Here is a 19,210-nt window from a genome sequence, read left to right as displayed (position 1 = left end):
TATGAACAAGATTAAATTCGGTTTAACCTCACTGGCTGTTTGCTGCCTGTTTTTCAATTCGTGTAAGGATCAAAATTCTGAAGAAACTTCCGAAGAAATAGCTCAAACAGAAGTTGAGGAAAACAGTGACGAAGCCTATAGACCCAATTTTCATTTTACTCCGGAAAAGAACTGGATGAATGATCCGAACGGTATGTTCTATCTGGATGGTACCTATCACTTATATTTCCAGTATTATCCAGACGATAATGTTTGGGGTCCAATGCATTGGGGACATGCCACAAGTAAGGATATGATCACCTGGGAAGAACAGGAGATCGCATTGTTTCCAGATGAAAAAGGTTATATATTCTCAGGTAGTGCTGTGGTAGATAAAAACAATACTTCAGGATTCGGAGAGAATGGCAAAACTCCGGTGGTGGCTATTTTCACTTACCATGAACCAAAACGAGCTGAGAAAGGTGAGAAGGATTACCAGTCACAGGCGATCGCTTATAGTCTTGATAAAGGTATGACCTGGACAAAATATGAAGGCAATCCTGTGTTACCCAATCCAGGAATTGAAAATTTTAGAGATCCCAAAGTAACCTGGGATGAGGAACACAAGCAGTGGCTAATGGCTTTGGCAACGACCGAAAAAACTTTGTTCTATACTTCACAGGATCTGAAAGAATGGAAAAAAGTTTCTGAGTTTGGACAAGGGAATGGAGCACATGACGGAGTCTGGGAATGCCCGGATTTCTTTCCAATGCAGGTTGAAGGTACCGGTGAAACTAAATGGGTGCTGATTCAAAGTTTAAATCCTGGAGGCTATAATGGTGGATCTGGGACTCAGTATTTTGTAGGAGATTTTGATGGCACAACCTTTACGCCGGAAGAAAATATGACCAATCTGGAAGAAAAGCATGACTACTGGATAGACTTTGGAAGAGACAATTACGCTGGGGTGACCTGGTCTAATGTGCCAGAGGAAGATGGCAGGAAATTGTTTCTGGGGTGGATGTCTAACTGGTTATATGCACAGGAAGTGCCAACCGAAACCTGGAGAAGTGCGATGACCATTGCAAGAGAACTGAAGCTTATCAAAGAAGATGGACAATACCTGGTTACTTCCCAGCCGGTAGAGGAATTAGAAAAATTTAGAAGTGAACCAGTTAAAAAAAGCGCACTTTCAGCTAAGGAAGACCTGGTGTTAATCGATTCATCAGAGATCGATCTATCTAAAGCTGAGGTGAAATTCAGTATTTCTGGATTAGAGGAAGATGGCAACTACCATTTTACACTTTCTAATGAACAGGGAGAACAATTCGTGGTGAATTATGATCATTCAGAACAAAAATTCAGCATGGATAGAAGTAAGGCAGGAGTGAATGATTTTTCAGATAAGTTTTCCGGGACACCTTCAACGGCGCCGAGAATAACAGCGTCCAATTCTATGGAAGTTCATATGTTACTTGATAAAACCAGTATGGAATTATTCATCGATAATGGAAAGACCGTTATTACAGAGATCTTTTTTTCTGAGCAGCCATGGGATACTTTTTCGGTTGGTTCCGAAGAAAAAGAATTTATGGTGGATAGTTTTGAAGCCTATGAACTAAATTTTAATAATCAATAAAAGTATATGTCAAAAAGGATAAAAGCGGTTTGTTTTGGTGAGGTTTTGTATGACGTGTTTCCTGATATGGAACGAATTGGTGGCGCACCGCTTAATGTCGCAGTAAGGTTAAGCAGTCTCGGTATAGATGCTGAAATGATCAGTAAGGTTGGCGTTGATTCCAGGGGAGACGAATTGCTGGACTACCTCAGAACTCAGGGTGTTGAAACCGGTAATATCTTAAAGGATGAAACTCGTGAGACAGGAGCGGTGGATGTAAAACTTTCTCAAAGTGGTTCGGCCAGCTACACGATTAAATATCCGGCAGCCTGGGATGGAATTGTCGCTACTGAAACTATCGAGAAATCAGTTTCCCGTAGTGATGCATTTATCTTCGGAAGTTTGATCTGCCGTGATGATGTAAGCAGAAAGACCTTGTTCGATCTTATACCGAAAGCGTCTTACAGGGTTTTGGACTTCAATTTGAGACCACCACATTATTCAACAGATCTCCTGGCTGAATTGATCCAGCATGCAGAATTCATCAAATTTAATGATGATGAATTGTTTGAAATCGCAAAAATGTTAGGTTCAGAATATAATTCACTGGAGCAGAATCTTCTATTTATTGCGGTGAAATCCAATGCTGAAACTATTTGCGTTACGAAAGGAAGACATGGTGCTGTTCTAATGCATGATAAAAAACTTTATTATAATTCTGGTTACCAGGTAAAAGTCAAAGACACAGTAGGAGCTGGCGATTCATTTTTAGGTACGCTGCTGGCGAAAATGCTTCAAGGAGAAAAGCCTCAGGTAGCATTAGATACAGCTTGTGCGATGGGCGCTTTAGTAGCGGCAAAAGAAGGTGCCAACCCGGTAATTTCAGAAGAATTATTGCACAGGTTCATGAATCCAATGGATGCTAAAAAAGGTAAATAATTACTGAGTATGACTTATATAGATTGGATAGGTTCGGTAGGAGTGTTTTTAATTCTTCTGGCATATGTTCTTAATGCTGCTGGAAAACTTGGAACCAAAGATCTTATCTATATATTACTGAATTTGATAGGAGCCTCATTAGCCTGTTATGCATCAGTATTGATGGACTACGTACCGTTCATAATTCTGGAAGCGGTCTGGGCTACGGTTTCACTCTTCAGTCTCATTCGGTACAAAATGTAGAACCAAATCATAAAAAAAGCGATCCTAAACTGGATCGCTTTTCTTTTCTTAGTTGTTGGGGTTTAGTGTTATTTCTTTACACTTAGTTCTCTAGTTAACCATCCACTTCTGCTAGCTGTTGCAATCGCATAAGGGGTGATCCAGAATAGTCCGAAAGTGTGTAGAATACTGTATGAGTAAGCCCACAATGATTCTGATAGCTTATATCTTTTCGCATAGAACAATACCGGGAAACTTGAATAAACCATAATTCCCAGAAATGTTGAGCTAAGGAATAAAAGTGGGTGAGAGATCACGAAAAATAGCATGATCATAATCAATGGATAACTCATAATGATCTTCAGGAACTGGTTGATGAACAACAGTCTTGATCCAAGAGTTGAACCTTCTCTAAACTGAGTAAATACATATTTAGACATGGCAATATTCTCACGCACATTACTTCGCCCCCATCTAATAAACATCTTATAAAGACCTTTATATTGCTCAGGTACATTGGTGTATGCATACGCGTTTCTCTGGAAAAGAACGTGTTGTCCCTGCTTAAGAATCATGTTAGTCATAGCTCTGTCTTCACCGATATCTGAAGGTTTCCCCATAAAAGTCTGGTTGATCCACTCAGGAAGACATTCAAAAACAGCACTTGCACGATATGCTGCCAATGCACCAGGAGTACAAAGTACAGATTCAAGTGTGCTTTCCGCAGAACGCATAAATTCGAAACTTAGTACGAAATTCACGTTTAACATCTTTGGAAGTAATGCTTTCTCGTTATTCAGAACTCTGATGTTACCTGCAACGGCACCACATTTTTCATTAACAACGAATGGGCTTACCAGATTTCTCAAAGTATCTGCGTTTACTACAGAATCACTATCTACAGTCACAAAAACTTCACCAGTACCAAGGTTAAAACCTCTGTACAATGCATGTCTCTTTCCCTTATTTTCAGGCTGCTGGTAAATCGCTACACGATCACCCAAAACTTTTTTAGCTTCCTGCATCCAGCTCCAGGTATCATCCTTACTACCATCATCGATTGCTAATAACTGTAGTTTTTCTGTAGGATATTCACTTTCTGCGAGGCTAATAAGCGTAGCATACACCTGTTTTCCCTCGTTATAAGCTGGAACGATCACGGTACAGGTTGGTAATTCTTCGTTAGATACAGATTCTATTGGCTTGTACTTGAAATACAACACCAGATTATAGATAAAAAATGCTCCTCGATATAGGAAAAGGGCAGATGCAAGGATAAAGAAAGCATAACCCCAAGTAGTATTCATTCGGGCAGTATTGATCTCTGTAAAATCACTCTGCAGAAAATATACAAGATAAGCTGATCCCAACATGAGTATGAAAGTGCTAATAAGCACAACGATACCCCACGTATTCAGCGGATTTTTGGTTGGTAAGAATTTATTTATTCCTGAAGCGTGTTCTTCTTCAGCAATAGATTCATAATTCTTTTTAGTATTCATATTTCAGATTTTTGTTCGTATTGGTTTCCATATAGGCAACTCCTGTGCCCATTAGAAAAGCCCTGAAAATCAGGGCTTAATTTGGTCTTTATTAAGAATCATGGGTGACAATTCCACACTTTTGCCGTGTAATCTGAACTATTCCTCAATTGCGAAGCTTATTCTGAAGGGACTTCTTCGGTCTCTTCCACAACTTCAGATTTCTTAATTTCATCTGCATTTTCAGTTGCTTCAGAAGTTACCGTTGGTTCTTCTTCATCTGAAAAATATGGGAATACATCCAGGATTGGTGATTCAGTAATTGCAGGAATGCTATAATCGCCCATAGTTTCCTGTAATGCCTGCTCCGTATTTTCATAAGCCTCCTTTACATCGTTCGCCTGGATAAGCATGTATAAATTGGACTTTCTTTCCTTCCCACTCTCATCATCATAACTAATCAACGAAACCTTGGATTTGAACCATCGATCTGAATTTTCAAATGGATGAACTTCAGATAGATTTGCAACCTTTATATTGGTGATCATGAACTCCTCACTTGTGTAAGTCTTCATCTCTTCTGTGATTCTTGCTTCAGCTTCCGTATAAGAAACTGCGTCCAGAAGATAAGTTTCAGTAGTTACTTTACTTTCCCCGGTTTCATGGGTCTTTCTATACTTTACTTTGCACTCGTACCATACTACGCTCATAATGAAAATCTTTTTTTGGGTCGGCAAATATAGATCTTAAAAGCAAAGTGTTCGTAGCAAGTTTGAGAAATTTGTAGAAGTTATAAATGTGAAAGTGAAAGTTGTTGAAAACCGGCTAATTACAACTTAGTTTTCTGTAGGGGTGATCCTTTGGTCAGTATTAAGTTGAAATGATTTGCAGCAATAAGTACAGGCCATTAAGGAAGCTTCAGCTGGATCATGCTGAGCGTGCAGTTCCTGGAAATCATTAAAAAATCCAAGTTTGGTTCTTCCAGTCTTTTCGGGCAGGAGCTCACAGCTTTTAAGGTGAACCACATGTTGATTACCAAAGCGTTTCCTGTTCTCAAGATAAAAGCAAAACATTCCCTTCCTTTTGGGTAAAGATAGCGAAAAATGCTCCCTGAATAATCTCAACCTCATAGCTCAAATTTGAGGGCAAATGTATACTTGCATCCAGAGCTAAAGGTTCAGAAATTATTAATATCTTTTCTGCAGTATTATCTTATGGTTAATTGATTTGTAACTTAGTAAGTTGAAATACTAATCTTTAAAATTACGCTGTTTATTCATTCAGTATGCAAAAGAAGAAAGTGCTTTTTCACAAAATCCACGGTAGATCAAGCAAGATCTTAATCTCTCTGGCATTAGTGTGCCTCGTACTGTATGGAGTGGATTATTTTAATGACATGTTTGGAAGATTCGATAGCGTACTTTTATTCAGTGCTCATTTGATTCTTTTACTCTTCTGGAGCCGAATGATTTTTTTCAAGTCGGTGGTTTCCTGGAACAAACTTGGAATAAATATCAAAATGAAGGGAATCTGGGGAAAGCAGTTTACTTTTGAAAAGATTCGTTCGGTGGAAATTACAGAAAGTGAACTTATTATTATAGGGCGCTACGGAAAAACATCAATTTTTGATATTAAACATATTTCAATAGAGGACAGGGAACGAATCGCAAAGATCTTTGATCGCTACTGTACGGCATCTTATTATGAATTGAAGCAGGCCAGCTGAATATTTGAGAACTATTATACCTGTTTTTACTGAAATAATGGTGCAGCTGATTGAGGCTTCCATAGACTTTAGGATCGATAGAACATTTTGAAGTGTGATAGCAAAACTTACTTATTGCGAAATTCATTTATATTCTTTTACCTCTTCGAGCTATTCAATATGATAATATCGCACAACTTGTGAGTCTAAGGCGATACAATTGGTAATTGAACCTAAATTCCGATCCATTTATTTAATTTAGTCGCCAGACATTGGAACAATGAACGAAATCATAACTACTATTTTCTTCTTTATTGCCGTGATCGATCCGCTTGGGTCGGTACCGGTTTATCTGGAAGCAACCAAGAACATTCCCGAAAAGAAACGTAAGACAGTAGCAATCAGAGCTTCCATCATTGCTTTTCTAATACTATTGTTCTTTATTATAGTAGGACAGCTTGTTCTTGATGGAATGGATGTTTCCCTGGATGCTTTCCAAATCTCAGGTGGTGTGATCCTTTTCTTGTTCGCGCTTACTATGATCTTTGGTGATGGAAAACCTGAATCTGAAAAAGGACTCATCAAAGATTATAAGCATGTGGTGATCTTTCCAGTTGCCATCCCATCTATTGCTTCTCCAGGTGCGATTATGGCGGTAGTGCTAATGACAGATAATAATTTATATACAATACAGCAGCAGGCTGTGACCACGGCACTGGTCCTAGTGGTTATTGCCATTACCTGCATATTGTTATTAACGGCCAATCGTGTAAAAGACCATGTGGGAGAATATGGTATTACCGTGGTAAGTAAGATCATGGGACTAATTCTGGCAGCCTACGCAACCCAATCCATACTGGCGGGATTAAGAGACTTTTTCGTAGTTTTAAAATAGCCTGATAGCCCAATTGATATGACTAAAACAAAATATCCAAATAAACATTTTTTCGGCCTTTTGATAGTTTTTCTGGCGCTGCAAGCCTGCGAGGATAAGAAGGAGATCAGTTCTATAGATCCTATAAGTTGGGAATCGAGACAAATTGATATTCCGCAGAATGACTCATTGGCTTCCGGGGAAACTTATCTCTCTATTTATTCTGAAATTTATAGCCAGACAGAACATATCACTCATGATCTAACTGCGACCATTAGCATGAGGAACACCAGTCGGAAGGATACGATCTATGTTGAAAGAGCCGACTATTACGCCACCAATGGAAAGCTCATCCGAACTTATTTTGATGCTCCCATTTTTATCGCGCCACTGGAAACGATTGAAATTGTGATCGATGAAACCGATAAATCTGGTGGGACTGGGGCTAACTTTGTTTTTGACTGGCAGGCAGATTTAAATACAACCGAGCCGGTATTCGATGCTGTGATGATCTCCACTTCCGGGCAGCAAGGCCTTTCCTTCACTACACAGGGAATTCGTACTAAATAGTTATTATTCATAGAAAATAAAGGTTTCGCCGTTAACTTCATCGTTGAATACTAGTATTTTAACCAATTTTCTTTTTATATCTCAGGATTTAATTCCTAAATTTACCATCCAAATCAGGTCTAAACCTACAAATGCCAGCCCTAATCCGCATTTATTAAGACCATAATAAATTGCGTCATGAATAAAGTGAGGTTGTTGGGATTGGGGATGATCATCCTTGGAATCCTCATTGGCTACCTAAGTACAAGTACAAATTTTCATTTAGTGTCAGGAATCATGCTAGGCCTCGGTGTGGGATGGACCATAACCGGTAGATTCGGTCGAAAACATGATAATACTATCTCTGGAATTAAAACTACTACTTCAGAAGAGCAAACCGTCTAATTTCATTTGATAAGTTTAGGAGCATAATTCTCTTTTTATATCCTGATTCAATCCGACATTATTAACCCAGGTCAATCAACCAGGTTAAACTATTTACAAACCCGTCTGCTAGATTTATACAGCTCCTTATCCCCTCGTATTTTTGTCTCCGAATTAAAGTGAATTCTAAAAATCACAATTATGGAAGATAATATCAAAGGTAAAGTAGTAATTATAACAGGTGGTAGTAGTGGACTAGGGGAAAATACAGCCCGTCATTTAGCTTCACGAGGAGCAAAGGTAGTTATTGCTGCGAGACGTAAGGAAAAACTGGATGCCATTGCTGAAGATATCAGAAAAGATGGAGGTGAGGCGCTTGTAGTGGAGACTGATGTTACTAAAAGAGAAGACCTGAAAAATCTGATTGACCTTAGTAAAAAAGAATATGGCAAAATTGATGTTCTTATCAATAATGCCGGATTAATGGCTATTGCACCCCTTGCTGAAGATAAAGTGGAGGAGTGGGATAAAATGATCGATATTAATGTAAAAGGTGTGCTTTACGGAATTTCTGCAGCGCTCCCAGTGTTCCAGGAACAGGGATTTGGTCACTTTATAAATCTTTCTTCAGTTGCCGGAATCAAAGTATTTAGTCCTGGAGGAACCGTTTATAGCGGAACTAAATATGCAGTAAGAGCAATTTCTGATGGTTTACGTCACGAGGTTGGTGGGAACATTAGAACAACGACCGTAGAGCCAGGAGCTATAGATTCTGAATTAAAATATGGTTCAAGCCACGATGAAAGTTCAGAAAATGTAAAAGAATTTTACAAGCAGGCTATTCCTGGAGATTCTATTGCCAGAGCTATAGCATATGCCATTGAGCAACCAAAAGAGGTGGACGTGAATGAGATCGTAATTAGACCTACGGTTCAGGAATTCTAGATCACCGCTTTATACCGAAACTAAAAAAGTCCTTCAGAAATTTCTGAAGGACTTTTTTAGTATCAAACTTTCCGTTTTTACTGAAGCACTGTAGCTCTTTCAGTTTTAACCTCGTAGTCGGTATAGCCTTTTGCTCCTCCAGAGTAAAAAATATCCTCATCCCAGGGGTCCAGTTCAACACCCTGTGCAAATCTTTCAGCAAGATCTGGATTAGAGATAAATGGTTTTCCGAAGGCAACAAGGTCTGCATCACCATCTTCAAGCACTGCATTCCCTTTTTCCTGATCAAAAATTTATCAGGGATTTTCTCTAGTGCTATGAGGATTTCTCATTTTTTCAATCAATTTAGTATTTTAAGGTCAAAATATTAAGATTCTTAGATTCAATGCTTTAATTATTTCAATTCTTCAGGAGAAATCATTTTCTGAAGAGATTATTGAACCCAGAGACGCTTTCTAATAGCAGCGAAATTTTAACAAAAATATACCAGCTCGCAGGAATCTAGAAAAGTATTTCATACGTAGATTTCCTGGGCGTTTCAAAGCAGGAATCTGTTACTGATTTCAATCGATTAGATTAAAATCAGGACGTCATTATTTTATAATTTTAATTTTTTTCGGAATTCTTACAGGATAGCTATGGGGAAGCAGTCGGTAATGTTGGTGTTGGAAGGAACCTATCCTTTCAACGGAGGTGGAGTTTCTACCTGGGCGCATCTATTATGTAGCCAGATAAGCAACGTGAATTTCAAATTGTACTCCATCAATGCCAATTTTGAAACTAAACCAAAATATGATCTGAGTCCTAATATTACCCAGGTAGTTCAGGTTCCATTATGGACTCCAGATGAACCTTATGATTACATTAGCTATGGGGATGAGTATTATAAAACCGTAGGTAAAAAGGAATGGACCACCAATGAGATTGTAGAGCGTGAATTTGTTCCGGTTTTTTCAAAATTGTTGCATTTAATTTATGATGACAATCTCGAGGTTGAACATCTGGATGAGGTTTTTAGAACTCTGTGGTTATACTTTGAGGATTATGATTACAAGGAAACGATGCGTAGCGAGCCTGTTTGGAAGGCTTACCGTGAGATCATGTCCCAGTATATTGTAAGGGATTACAACCCAGATGCAGCTTTGATAGATATTACCATTGGTCTTCGATGGATCTATAGGTTTTTAATTCCACTGGCCATTACCGATGTCCCTAAATGTGATATCGCTCATCTAACCCTTTCAGGATTCCCTGTGATTCCGGCATTGATCGCACATTATAAGTATGGTACGAAAATCATGCTTACCGAGCACGGTGTTTTCATAAGAGAGCGACTTCTCGCCTTAAACAATTCTGAATATCCATTTTTTCTGAAACGTTTATTAATACGCTTTTCAGAAGCTATAGCAAGGTTGGCCTATTATAAATCTGAAGCTATTGTCTCAGTAAACAAATTCAATATTAAATGGGAGAAAATGTATGGGGCAGATCCCAACAAGATTTCGATCATATATAATGGGATTGATTCTGATAAATTTAAACCGAAACCAAAACCAGACCATCTTAAAAATGTTCCGACAGTTGTTGCAGCTGCCAGGATCTTTGAGCTAAAGGATGTGATTACTATGATCCGGTCCTGCGCCGTAGTTCAAAAATCTATTCCAGATATTCAATATCTAATTTATGGTGATGATAAAGCGGTTCCCGAGTATACAGATACCTGCCTCCAATTAATTGAAGAACTGGGAATAAAGGAGAATTTCAAATTGATGGGGCCTAGAAGCGATTCGCATAATATTTTTCCGGAAGGTGATCTTTCTATTCTTACTTCTATTTCTGAAGGTTTTCCTTATACAGTAATTGAAAGTATGAGTTGTGGTGTTCCTGTCATTTCCACAGATGTTGGTGGAGTTAAAGAAGCGCTGGACGAAAACAGCGGCTTTTTATGCAAGCCGAAGCATGCCCAGGAAATCGGGGAAAGGGTCATAGAATTATTACAGAACAAAGAATTGCGGTCGAAAATGGCTACCCACGCGAGACAACGAGTATTGGATCACTTTACGATCTCGAAATTTATACAGCAATATGAGGATGTGTACGAACAACTTCTAAATGTAAGTAAAGTGGAAAACAAACCTGTGGAAATTTTTTAAATGAACCCGGAACAAAGAAAAGCTGTAGCACATCTCATTATTGCTATTAAAGATCGTAACGGGAAACCGGTAAATTTAAATGTAGTGATCGCCACTATCGAATCTTTAGGCATCAGGGAAGTTGATGTTGAAAAAGATTTTGGCTTCGATAGTATTTTAAGTCTTGCGAACTATATCTATAAAATCTTTGGATTAAGAGCTTATAATGATTTAAAGAATGACAAGCAGCGAATAGTCGAGGCCAAGAATTATAAGAAGATTGCCATTTCCTCGTATTTTTCATCTCGTGCTGTCAAACAATTTATACTTGAGAATGGATCGGGGATCTCGAACTTTTTACCGGTTGCGATACAGGTGATCTCTATTGTACTTTTCGGGATTTCTCTCTGGACATTTTCCAAATTCAATAACCTGCAATCTACTGCTGTGGTTCTTGGTGTGATTGTGGGCTTCGTGGCTACCGGTGGATTTGTACAGGTAATTGGAAAGCAGGTTTCCTATTATTGGTATAATGAAGACTTCTATATGGCCCGGCACTCGGTTCTCAATATTATCAAGTACGGTACGCTTACCATCCTGGTGATATTCATACTTTCAGCCTTGCTAAATTTCATAATACCATTATACTCTATTAGTTTTGTGATCATCTGTTTTTCTTATGCTTTATTCATTGGCTTTCTACTTTTGGTACTGGCGCCCTTATATGCATTAAAGCAACGTTGGATGATCACCGTGAGCATTAGTATAGGAACATCACTCGCACTTGCTTTACATTTCTTCACAAAAGTCCCGGTATATTTCCTGCACTGGGCAGGAATAACTATTGCGGCTTTGACTTCAATTTTATATCTGCAATGGTTCTTAAAACATACATTGAAGAAGAAGAAATCCAGGTCGATCGTAGAACCAAAAGTGACTTTGTCCATTTACCGCAACTTTAATTATTTTTTATACGGAATCTTCTTTTTCCTTTTCGTGTTTATGGATAGGATTATCGCATGGTCATCTTCTACTAATCGCGAGATACCTTATCTATTCTACTATGAAAAGGATTATGAAATAGGCATGGATCTCGCCATCTTGTTCTTCTTTTTGCTGGGTGGAGTACTGGAATACAGTATTACCTCGTTTAACCGACATCTGGACTATTTTCAACTTATTAATAGTTACTCAAAATTCAAGAAGTTCAATCGTAAAATGACGGGATTATATCATCGTCATTTGAGATTACTTCTTTTTACAACGATGGGAGTGGCGATCCTGTTATATCTTATAATGACCCAGCCATGGGGTTATAAAGCGGGATTTGATGAGGCACTTTCAGAACTTAGTATTAAGGTGAGCATATTAGGGAGTATAGGCTATATATTTCTTACTATAGGTGTTTTAAACACGCTGTACTTGTATACTCTCAATCAAAACCGGAAACCGCTGGTTGCCATTATCGCTGCGTTTTTAACAAATTTTATAACGGGAGTGATACTAAGCCGGCTCATATCCTACGAATATGCGGTTGTTGGTTTAATGCTGGGATCTCTGGTCTTCATGCTGGTAACCTTTAGATATACAAAGCAGTTTTTTAAGAATCTGGATTACTATTATTATGCAGCATATTAAATATTTCGTGATGGGTCTGGTTTGCTTTTCAATCTTCAGTTTCTCTAAATGTAAGCATGAAACAGGAAAACGTGTACTTGTAAATTATGGAGATTTTGATCCTGAACTCGTTAAAGGATATGACTATGTGATATTAGAAAGCGCTCATTTCTCTTCGGAAGACATTAAAATTTTAAAATCTAACAACCAGAATGTTCTTGCTTACGTAAGTTTTGGAGAAGTAAATGAAGCTGCTCCACATTACCAGGAGATTTCAGAATATACCCTTTCAAAGAATGACATATGGAACAGTTATGTGCTTGACCTGGAAAATGAACAAACACGCCAAACAATTTTTGAGATCGTAAGAAATAATCTGGAAACCAAAGGTTTTGATGGACTCTTCCTTGATAATATAGACAACTACACTTCTTTTGGACCAACCCCAGAAAAACTGACTTCGCTCGTGAGTTTTCTAAAACTTGTTAAAGCAGAATTCCCAAAATCACATTTGATGCAGAATGCTGGACTGGAAGCGCTTGATGAAACCGAAGAGTATGTAAGTTCAATCGCGGTAGAATCTGTGGCTACCAATTATAATTTTGAAACTTCAGAATATAGAATGAGAGAATCGAAAGATTTCAATCAACGAATTGACAATTTGAAGAGCGTGGCTCAGGATATTGGATTGCCTATTATAATTATTGAATATGCAGATAGTGCAACTCTCAAAAATGCCGTGAAGAAGCGTTTGAAGCCTTATCAGGCAAATCTCTTTATTGGAAAAATTGAGCTTCAAAACCTACCGGAAAATGAGTGATGTTTATTTCTGGTTCAGTGCAACTTTACTCGGACCACTAAGAATTCTTTTATTCTTTTTGTTTTCTTACATTCTATACCGGTTAACTGCTGTAAAACTATCGTATCAAACTGGAATCGAATTTTTTGTCCCTAGGTTTGTAATGGGACTTTCCGCAGCGATCATAGTTAGTTTATTTCTAACACAGATCAATGGTTTCGATACCATGTTAATTTTAATGATCACATCCTTATTCTTTGTTCTGAGTTTTTTAAATCTAAAACGAAAAAAACCAATCAAAGCTCAACTTCAGAAGATTTATAGTCGATTAATTTTATATGTGGTTATTAGGTTTGAGGCTAATCGGTCACTGGTAGAGCGTAAAAATTTCAGAAAAAGAAAGCCGCAGACTCTGGAAGCTAAAAAAACAAAATTCTGGCAAATTGGAATTGCTCTGTTTATTTTCGCCGCTATGTTTATGAGCAGGTATTATTTCCTGCAGTATGATAATTACCTTTTAAGTTCATCCTGGTACGAAGATCTGGATAAAGTAAAAGCCATAGCAGAACAAACCTGGTTCAGTGTTGTTTCAGATTCTATGGGTGGTTATGCGATCATATCATTATACGCAAAGATTTCAGGTCTTAGTGATATGCTGGCCTTGAGTAATGCTGGCTTTATCGAGTCGGCTTTGCTGGCAGTGATCATATATTGGGCGCTATATAAGATAACTCATAAGCATGGCCCTGGATTACTTGCAGCATTGGTATTTGGATTTGGCTACACCATCATCCCCTTAAATATAGACTCTGTTCTGCAGCATAAATCGGTTTTTCTCGCCATGACTCTGGCGCTGCCGTTAATGATCTTCAACATGTATCCCACAAGTTTCCGGCAAAAGAAATCGAATTATTTCGTGTGGAATCTTATAGGTATTCTGGCTTTAAGTTTCGTTAATCTTTTTATAGCTCTGGCCGTATTATTACCGTTTATTCTCATTTGTCTTGCTATTAACCCAGCTGAAAAACGAGCGTACAATTTACGGGCATTGACGGCATACATTATTAGTGCCGCTCTACTCCTGTTGTGTTATCTCGTTGTTTCATACTTCCTGCAGGTAAGCTTTGTGAATCTGTTAGTGTCTAAACTAGTTTCATTTGATTATTACACCTATACCCCAAACCTGATTCTTCCATTTTCAGAATTAGTATGGTATTACATTAGCATAAACCTGGCATTAGGAATAGCCGCAAGCTTTATGATCGCCAGAAAATCTTCCCGATGGAGGTCTATACTCACAATTCTTATTTTTGTCTTGTTTCTATTCACGATTTACGTCCTGGATATTCCAATTCTAGATGATGATCTTTTGCTACAACTTATAGCGGTGTTCCTGCCAATACTAATTGGACTATTATTCTATTTTATCTATTTGCCACTTTATAGTCTGATTAAAAAACTGAACGCTTCCAACCTCGCAGAAATGAGTGTCGTTCTAATATTAACCGGAGGTTTATTCTATGTTGGCGAGAGTAAGGCTAGCGTGACCACCGAGGTTTTTGATTCAAAAAAAGATATTCTCCACGCTTATTATGAGATCGAGAATAGCAGGTTACCTTATTCTTATGCTGTGGTGAACACATCCAGTAATGGTAGGGTAAGCCGCGGCTTGCATTACTTTCTAAGTTATGGTGATTTTAATGCATCATATCTTCAAAAAGATGACAATTTCGCACGGTATAAGGCTGATGATGAGTATCTAAAAACCCATCCTGAAGTAATCTTACCTTCCAGTGTTTTTGTATTTGTTCCAGAAAAACTGAATCCTAAAATTTCGGAAGAAGTACAAAGGAATCTGCAGATGTTAAAACGAAGAGGAAGAGAGTTGAAAATGGTTTACGAAGGTCCTTCGGTACAGGTTTTTGAGATTGTAAATATTCCGAATTCCAGTAAAATAAATGATTTGTTGTTGTGAGAAATTTGAGAGCTAGGTTTATCATATTTTTAGTTAGTATCATTTTGATATCTGGCTGTGAAAAAGATAGCAAGGAGCAGGAGACGGGTAAAAGAACAGAACGTATAAGTTATGAAGCTTATAGTAAAGACCCTTTGGTGACCTTTATCGTAGATCCAGAGGATAAAACCAGTATAGATTACAAAGAGAATATTCATAAAACACTCAACTATTCCAAAATTCCGTTTACGGCTATTCAGCTGGATGAATTTAATTCCATGCCAGCATTCGGGGCAAATAATCGCGTAGTTATTCTTACGAATCCCGATGACCTGAATAAACGAGCATTTTTACAAATCCTTGAATTCCTTGAAAATGGAGGGATGGTCCTGCTGCCTACTTTAAGTTCAGGAGAGCAATTCGACTTTCTTGCAGGAGTGAGACTTGAAGGCGTTCAACAAATTGATACAAAGGCTAACGGTTACCTGGCTCCCAATCATATTCTGCCAAATTTTAAAAACAAGGCATTTAAGCAGGCCACTGTACTGAATGGGTTAAACAGGGACAGTTTTTCTGCGGATATTAAGGTACTTGCTACCGCGAATAGTGATACCAACTACCCGGCAATTCTTCAGAATGATCTTGGGAATGGTAAGGTGATCCTGATGAACACTTCTCAAGCCTTTGAAAAACGCGATCGCGGATTACTCTTTAGTATTCTTTTGCATGGACTTGAAGGAATACCATATTCCGTAGCAAATACTACAAGCATTTTTCTGGATGATTTTCCTGCGCCACTGTATAACATGGCTATGGAGCCTGTTCATACCGAAATGTCTGTGACTCAAGCCAACTTCTATACAGATCACTGGTGGCCAGATATGCTGAATCTTGCTAAGGAACAGGGTTTGATTTATTCCGGTTATGTTTGTTTTGATTACCGTAACCAGACCACACCGCCGTTTACTTTTGAAGAATGGGAAAGTTCCAAAAAACGAGAATCTGGTAAAACAGTAATCGCATCTGACTGGCTAATGAATCAAATGAAGAATTCTGATCATGAACTAGCGTTTCATGGCTATAATCACGCTTCACTTGTTGAGAACGACTGGCCAAATTATGATTTTATGGTCCTGGGATTGGAAGCCGCGAAAAAGAGGTGGCAGATCAGGAACTATGGAAAGCTACCTGCAAGCTACGTCCCGCCGTCAAATAATATAGATAGTCTGGGTTTTGCAGCGCTACAACAAGTATTTCCTTCTATAAAATATAATGCTAGCCTGTACCTGGGAAATTTTGAAGATGGTGGGTCTCGTGAGTTTGACCCTGAACCGTACAACGCTCATTTCTATAATTTCCCCAGAATTACCAGTGGATATACCATGGATGTAGCCAATCAATACAACCAGCAGAATCTATATTTATACACAGGTATCTGGTCACATTTCATTCATGCAGACGATATTTATCAAATTCCATCAAGTTTTGAGGAGCAGGAACCGCCATACGAATATCGAAATCAGGAACAGCTGGGTTGGAAAATTTCTAAAAACGGTTCTCTTGGATTGTATCCACGCTTTGAAAATTATATCAAACAAACAAAAAAGCTGTTCCCATTAATGCGGTTTCTTGCAGTTAAGAATGCAGCTGAAATTACTGAAGCCTGGAGAAATGCATCTTATTCGTATAGTTTTGACAAACAGAAGGTAAAGGTAGGGACCAGTAAAGAAAATGAGAATTGGTGGTTTCTTTATGTGAACTATCAAAACAAAACGCTGATCGAAGAATATTTCAATTCCAAGAAATTTGAGTTTTCAAAAACAAACTTGCATACCGGGAATTTGTACATGCTAAAATCTGAATCTGGACAAATCACTATTCCATATTTTCCGAAGAACACTTCAGCCTTAAAAGTTTCACTAGCAGAACAGTTCGAAAATTATCTCAATCTGGAAGAAACTCCGGCAGACGATTCCATTTCAGAAAAAATCATTGGTTTAAAACAAAGTCTGACATCATCGAACTCCTTCTCTAAAAATAAATGGCTGGAACTCGCCCGTTATCTGGGGTGGCAGAACAGGCAGGCAGAAATATGGCCATTATTAAAAACCCGATATGAGCAGCGTAATAGAGATCAACGATATGTTGAGGTAGCAAGTATGCTGGTAAAAGGGAGTGATTATCCAGACATGCAGACCCGGAAATTCTGGATGGGTGAACAAGTTGCGGTTTCAGGTGGTACACAGGTGAAACTCGATTATATCGGCTACTTCGGAAATAATAATGAAGTGAAATTGAATTCTGCTGAATTGAAGCAATTGATCGCTTCAAACGATTCAGAAAATGTTCGAAATTATATTGAAATTTTTCTGAAGGAATATCCCGATGAAGCAGCAAATTACCTCATTGAAAGTTCCTGCTCCAATCATCATAATTCAGCAGAGACCATTAGCTGGTTTTATGCCGACAGGCAGAATTATAAAGAAGCGATCGCCTGGGCAGGTTGTGCGGAGACCATAGGTGTGGAGACGATAGATCAATGGTATTTAAAAGAGGGAAATGAAGCAGAAATCAGGCAAAGAGGTTATCCACTTTATATTAATTGGTTGTTGAGTAATTCACCGGCCAAAGCCACTCAGCAATTGATCAATATAGAAGCCTGCAATGATGATTTAAAGTCGTTAGCCACAGAGATCTCCTATGCTTTTGGAAACCAGGGAAGTTATAGAATGGCCTTAGCATGGAGCGAATGTAGCGCAGATTTACCGGTTTTGACAAGAATGTACTGGTTGGCACAATTGAGCAAAACACAGGAAATTGAGGATCTATATGCTCAAATTAGTCCTGAAAATGAACAATTCGAAGAAATTCAAGAATTTTTAGTCTCCTACTATATTTCAGAGTCTGATTTTATCAAAGCCTGGAAGATGGCCGATTCAATGACAACTTCTGCTAAGAAAACAGAATTTAGGAAACAGTTGAATAAAGATGTGGTATTTATAGACAGAGATAAGCAAAAGCAATTATTGCTGGAAAACCCTGATCTTTTTGATGGTAAGGTATCGGCATTATTGGAAAAGAGTATTAGAACTACTGAAAGTGATTTTATCCAGTTAAATGGAAATATGGTGGCAGACAGGCTGGATCCTAATTATTATGAAACAAAGATTGGTTATGGATTAAGAGATCGTTCCTACAATACGCATATTTTTAGCCTGGTTCAAACCAAGTCTTACGAAGTGCCAGTAGCACAAATAGATCCTAATAACATAGATCGCAGCTTGTATGGGTTAGATTATCAATTTGTAACGGCTATAAAACCTGGGAAATTTAATTTCACTGCAGGTGCAAGGCTGGAGTTGGACCAGAATGAGAATGTGTATTATCATATTCGCGCCGGGGCTAGTATTAGTAAGGATAGCCTTTATAGTTCCGCTTCTGTGTTTAGACGGCCTGCGCTTACCGGTGGAGCTTATGGTTTGGAGATTTACCAGAGTCAGCTTAATATCTATGAGGAGTTAAGGATCAGTGAAACTTTTAGAACTACTCTGTATCTGGAAGGAAATCACTATGACGATGATGGCACCGTGGACGCTACTGCTGCTTTTGCTTTCTACGGAGAAATATATCGCAATGGAAGATCTGCAATATCTGCCTATACGGAAGTTGCCGGATTACTTGGTAATAATGATAAAAGTAGCGGCTATCCTTACTGGACACTCAAAGAGAGATTGTACGGTGGTTTTGGAGCTGGATATACCTTTGGGAATTTAAATAAAGATATTAATCTAAGCCTTGATGCGGCATATTTCCTCGATACTTTTTCTGATAATTTTCAGCGTTACCGAGGGAGTTTTAGCTATCCTTTTGATGATAAACTATATTTCACAGGGAGCATGGAATTCTATACGTTAAAGAACTTCTATTCTAACAACTTTGGCGTTGGATTACGCTATTACCTTAACTAATTAGGCAAAACTAAGTTTGACAATTGAAGCATTCATACCGTAAC

16 protein-coding genes and 1 pseudogene are annotated in these 19,210 nt (G+C 38.3%); 13 read left to right on the top strand and 4 right to left on the bottom strand.

Annotated elements, in window-relative coordinates; all coding sequences use genetic code 11:
* Position 1 precedes the first annotated feature (1 nt).
* The 3 genes from JM79_RS15085 to JM79_RS15075 are packed head-to-tail and all read left to right on the top strand — an operon-like array spanning position 2 to position 2,779.
* Complete coding sequence (locus JM79_RS15085) at positions 2-1,618, top strand: glycoside hydrolase family 32 protein (protein WP_141878948.1); 1,617 nt, start codon at positions 2-4, stop codon at positions 1,616-1,618.
* Positions 1,619-1,624: 6 nt separating this feature from the next.
* The gene (locus JM79_RS15080) at positions 1,625-2,536 is read left to right on the top strand and encodes a carbohydrate kinase (RefSeq protein WP_141878947.1); all 912 of its coding nucleotides are present in this window, start codon (positions 1,625-1,627) and stop codon (positions 2,534-2,536) included.
* A 9-nt stretch (positions 2,537-2,545) separates the two neighbouring features.
* On the top strand, positions 2,546-2,779 hold the full coding sequence (locus JM79_RS15075) for a hypothetical protein (protein ID WP_141878946.1): 234 nt from the start codon (positions 2,546-2,548) through the stop codon (positions 2,777-2,779).
* 68 nt (positions 2,780-2,847) lie between these two features.
* Here JM79_RS15075 and JM79_RS15070 read toward each other — a convergent pair whose 3' ends face one another.
* The 3 genes from JM79_RS15070 to JM79_RS15060 all read right to left on the bottom strand — a co-directional run bounded on the left by JM79_RS15070 (position 2,848) and on the right by JM79_RS15060 (position 5,369).
* Positions 2,848-4,260 carry a glycosyltransferase family 2 protein gene (locus tag JM79_RS15070; RefSeq protein WP_141878945.1) on the bottom strand — a complete coding sequence of 471 codons (1,413 nt, stop codon included), beginning with the start codon at positions 4,258-4,260 and terminating at the stop codon, positions 2,848-2,850.
* 158 nt (positions 4,261-4,418) lie between these two features.
* On the bottom strand, positions 4,419-4,949 hold the full coding sequence (locus tag JM79_RS15065) for a DUF4494 domain-containing protein (RefSeq protein ID WP_141878944.1): 531 nt from the start codon (positions 4,947-4,949) through the stop codon (positions 4,419-4,421).
* 126 nt (positions 4,950-5,075) lie between these two features.
* Entirely contained in the window at positions 5,076-5,369 is a 294-nt protein-coding gene (locus JM79_RS15060) for a hypothetical protein (protein ID WP_141878943.1), read from the bottom strand.
* A gap of 155 nt (positions 5,370-5,524) precedes the next feature.
* Here JM79_RS15060 and JM79_RS15055 point away from each other — a divergent pair, with 155 nt between their 5' ends.
* From JM79_RS15055 to JM79_RS15035, 5 genes are all read left to right on the top strand, one after another.
* Positions 5,525-5,965 carry a hypothetical protein gene (locus tag JM79_RS15055; protein ID WP_141878942.1) on the top strand — a complete coding sequence of 147 codons (441 nt, stop codon included), beginning with the start codon at positions 5,525-5,527 and terminating at the stop codon, positions 5,963-5,965.
* Positions 5,966-6,224: 259 nt separating this feature from the next.
* A complete protein-coding gene (locus tag JM79_RS15050) occupies positions 6,225-6,839 on the top strand; it encodes a MarC family protein (RefSeq protein ID WP_141878941.1) in 615 nt (204 codons plus the stop codon).
* An 18-nt stretch (positions 6,840-6,857) separates the two neighbouring features.
* A complete protein-coding gene (locus JM79_RS15045) occupies positions 6,858-7,388 on the top strand; it encodes a DUF3124 domain-containing protein (RefSeq protein WP_141878940.1) in 531 nt (176 codons plus the stop codon).
* A 177-nt stretch (positions 7,389-7,565) separates the two neighbouring features.
* Positions 7,566-7,772: a hypothetical protein gene (locus tag JM79_RS15040; protein WP_141878939.1), complete on the top strand. Its 207-nt coding sequence runs from the start codon at positions 7,566-7,568 to the stop codon at positions 7,770-7,772.
* 180 nt (positions 7,773-7,952) lie between these two features.
* Positions 7,953-8,696, top strand: a complete 744-nt coding sequence (locus JM79_RS15035) for an SDR family oxidoreductase (RefSeq protein ID WP_141878938.1) — start codon at positions 7,953-7,955, stop codon at positions 8,694-8,696.
* Between the two features lie 77 nt (positions 8,697-8,773).
* On the opposite strand, the pseudogene JM79_RS15030 reads toward JM79_RS15035, so the two are convergent.
* A pseudogene (locus JM79_RS15030) lies at positions 8,774-8,986 on the bottom strand (alkene reductase); the annotation flags it as partial.
* Positions 8,987-9,334: 348 nt separating this feature from the next.
* Between JM79_RS15030 and pelF the strand changes: the two are divergent.
* Genes pelF through JM79_RS15005 form a run of 5 tightly spaced genes read left to right on the top strand, consistent with a single transcriptional unit; the run spans position 9,335 to position 19,166 of the window.
* Positions 9,335-10,849, top strand: a complete 1,515-nt coding sequence (gene pelF, locus JM79_RS15025) for a GT4 family glycosyltransferase PelF (RefSeq protein WP_141878937.1) — start codon at positions 9,335-9,337, stop codon at positions 10,847-10,849.
* Complete coding sequence (pelG, locus tag JM79_RS15020) at positions 10,850-12,466, top strand: exopolysaccharide Pel transporter PelG (RefSeq protein WP_141878936.1); 1,617 nt, start codon at positions 10,850-10,852, stop codon at positions 12,464-12,466.
* A complete protein-coding gene (locus JM79_RS15015; protein WP_141878935.1) occupies positions 12,453-13,265 on the top strand; it encodes an endo alpha-1,4 polygalactosaminidase in 813 nt (270 codons plus the stop codon). Before pelG ends, JM79_RS15015 begins: the two co-directional genes overlap by 14 nt.
* Positions 13,258-15,219 carry a hypothetical protein gene (locus JM79_RS15010; RefSeq protein WP_141878934.1) on the top strand — a complete coding sequence of 654 codons (1,962 nt, stop codon included), beginning with the start codon at positions 13,258-13,260 and terminating at the stop codon, positions 15,217-15,219. The genes JM79_RS15015 and JM79_RS15010 overlap by 8 nt, the downstream gene beginning before the upstream one ends.
* Before the next feature lie 5 nt (positions 15,220-15,224).
* Positions 15,225-19,166, top strand: coding sequence for a DUF2194 domain-containing protein (locus tag JM79_RS15005; RefSeq protein ID WP_185739513.1), 3,942 nt, complete (start codon positions 15,225-15,227; stop codon positions 19,164-19,166).
* The last annotated feature ends 44 nt before the right edge of the window (positions 19,167-19,210 follow it).

It is taken from the genome of Gramella sp. Hel_I_59 (assembly GCF_006714895.1).
GTDB lineage: Bacteria > Bacteroidota > Bacteroidia > Flavobacteriales > Flavobacteriaceae > Christiangramia.
The sequence above is the reverse complement of the archived record's forward strand: the minus strand, read 5'-3'. Positions and strand labels throughout refer to the sequence as shown.

Bases quoted from the DNA above. Each gene is read 5' to 3' on its own strand.
- JM79_RS15085 (WP_141878948.1), top strand. From the start codon at position 2: ATGAACAAGATTAAATTCGGTTTAACCTCACTGGCTGTTTGCTGCCTG.
- JM79_RS15035 (WP_141878938.1), top strand. From the start codon at position 7,953: ATGGAAGATAATATCAAAGGTAAAGTAGTAATTATAACAGGTGGTAGT.
- JM79_RS15065 (WP_141878944.1), bottom strand. From the start codon at position 4,949: ATGAGCGTAGTATGGTACGAGTGCAAAGTAAAGTATAGAAAGACCCAT.
- JM79_RS15040 (WP_141878939.1), top strand. From the start codon at position 7,566: ATGAATAAAGTGAGGTTGTTGGGATTGGGGATGATCATCCTTGGAATC.
- pelF (WP_141878937.1), top strand. From the start codon at position 9,335: ATGGGGAAGCAGTCGGTAATGTTGGTGTTGGAAGGAACCTATCCTTTC.
- JM79_RS15015 (WP_141878935.1), top strand. From the start codon at position 12,453: ATGCAGCATATTAAATATTTCGTGATGGGTCTGGTTTGCTTTTCAATC.
- JM79_RS15075 (WP_141878946.1), top strand. From the start codon at position 2,546: ATGACTTATATAGATTGGATAGGTTCGGTAGGAGTGTTTTTAATTCTT.
- JM79_RS15050 (WP_141878941.1), top strand. From the start codon at position 6,225: ATGAACGAAATCATAACTACTATTTTCTTCTTTATTGCCGTGATCGAT.
- JM79_RS15045 (WP_141878940.1), top strand. From the start codon at position 6,858: ATGACTAAAACAAAATATCCAAATAAACATTTTTTCGGCCTTTTGATA.
- pelG (WP_141878936.1), top strand. From the start codon at position 10,850: ATGAACCCGGAACAAAGAAAAGCTGTAGCACATCTCATTATTGCTATT.
- JM79_RS15060 (WP_141878943.1), bottom strand. From the start codon at position 5,369: ATGAGGTTGAGATTATTCAGGGAGCATTTTTCGCTATCTTTACCCAAA.
- JM79_RS15070 (WP_141878945.1), bottom strand. From the start codon at position 4,260: ATGAATACTAAAAAGAATTATGAATCTATTGCTGAAGAAGAACACGCT.
- JM79_RS15010 (WP_141878934.1), top strand. From the start codon at position 13,258: ATGAGTGATGTTTATTTCTGGTTCAGTGCAACTTTACTCGGACCACTA.
- JM79_RS15080 (WP_141878947.1), top strand. From the start codon at position 1,625: ATGTCAAAAAGGATAAAAGCGGTTTGTTTTGGTGAGGTTTTGTATGAC.
- JM79_RS15055 (WP_141878942.1), top strand. From the start codon at position 5,525: ATGCAAAAGAAGAAAGTGCTTTTTCACAAAATCCACGGTAGATCAAGC.